Origin of the sequence: Nocardia sp. 852002-20019_SCH5090214, assembly GCF_001665865.1 — a bacterium.
In the GTDB taxonomy this organism is placed as follows: Bacteria; Actinomycetota; Actinomycetes; order Mycobacteriales; family Mycobacteriaceae; genus Nocardia; species Nocardia nova.
This window is the reverse complement of sequence record NZ_LZMK01000333.1, coordinates 1-873: the sequence shown is the minus strand read 5'-3', so window position 1 is coordinate 873 and position 873 is coordinate 1. Positions and strand designations below refer to the sequence as shown.

Genomic DNA, 873 nt, shown 5'->3' with positions numbered 1-873 from the left:
ACCAGAAACTGACCGAACTGTGCGACGCCTTCGCCCACCAGTGGGGCGTGAACATCGACACCGAGCAGATGCAGGTCGGCATCGATCCCGACTTCGACGCAATCGGAGCCCAGAGCCGCGCGCAGGCGGCGGCGCTGTTCGCACGCCAGAGCGCGGCCATCGGGATCATCGAGGACCTGCCACTGGCCCCGGAAGCCAAACCCGTTGTCGGGCAGGCACTGCTGCGGTGGCGCGGGGAAAGCCTCGACGAAGCCCCCACCTACGCGTTGTCGTCTGCCGAGCAGCGGCGCGCGCAGCTCGACACCGATCTGGATGCGGCCGGCCTCACCACAGACGACCGCACCCGCGTCGACTTCGTCGTCGACTACCTCACCGGAGACACCCGAGACATCGACCTTCTCGCCTCGCCGGTGTGGGTCGACCCGGGCGAAGAAGCGCGCGGCCGGATCCCGGAACTGCTGGGCGGATTCGCCGAGGGCTACGTCAACGCGCAGAAGATGGCCGCCGAGATCTCGGTGATGACCGCGGCCGACCAGGCCCAGGTCCGTGAAGCCGGTAAGGCGATCCGCGCCGGACGCGAGCCCAGTACGCGACTGTGGCCCGGCTACGCCAACCGCGAGCAGATCAACGAGGAGATCTTCCTTCTCGCAGGCGATGTCGAAGACATTCGAGCAATCGCGGACTACGTCGCCGAGAACGACCTCTCCGACGAAAGTCCCGAGACCTGGGGTGTCGGTGACGAAACCGCCGCGACCATCGAGCGGCTGCGCGAGCGGGGCGACGAGATCGTCGCGGTCGCCACACTCCAGCACGGCCTGGCCGACATCGAGCGCAGCCAGCTCGTCACGATTGTCGACGACGTCGACGCCGGAC

General features: G+C 67.8%; 1 pseudogene. It reads left to right on the top strand.

Annotation, left to right across the window (positions count from 1 at the left end):
* Nucleotides 1-873 (top strand): annotated as a pseudogene (locus A5780_RS41350) (hypothetical protein); the annotation flags it as partial.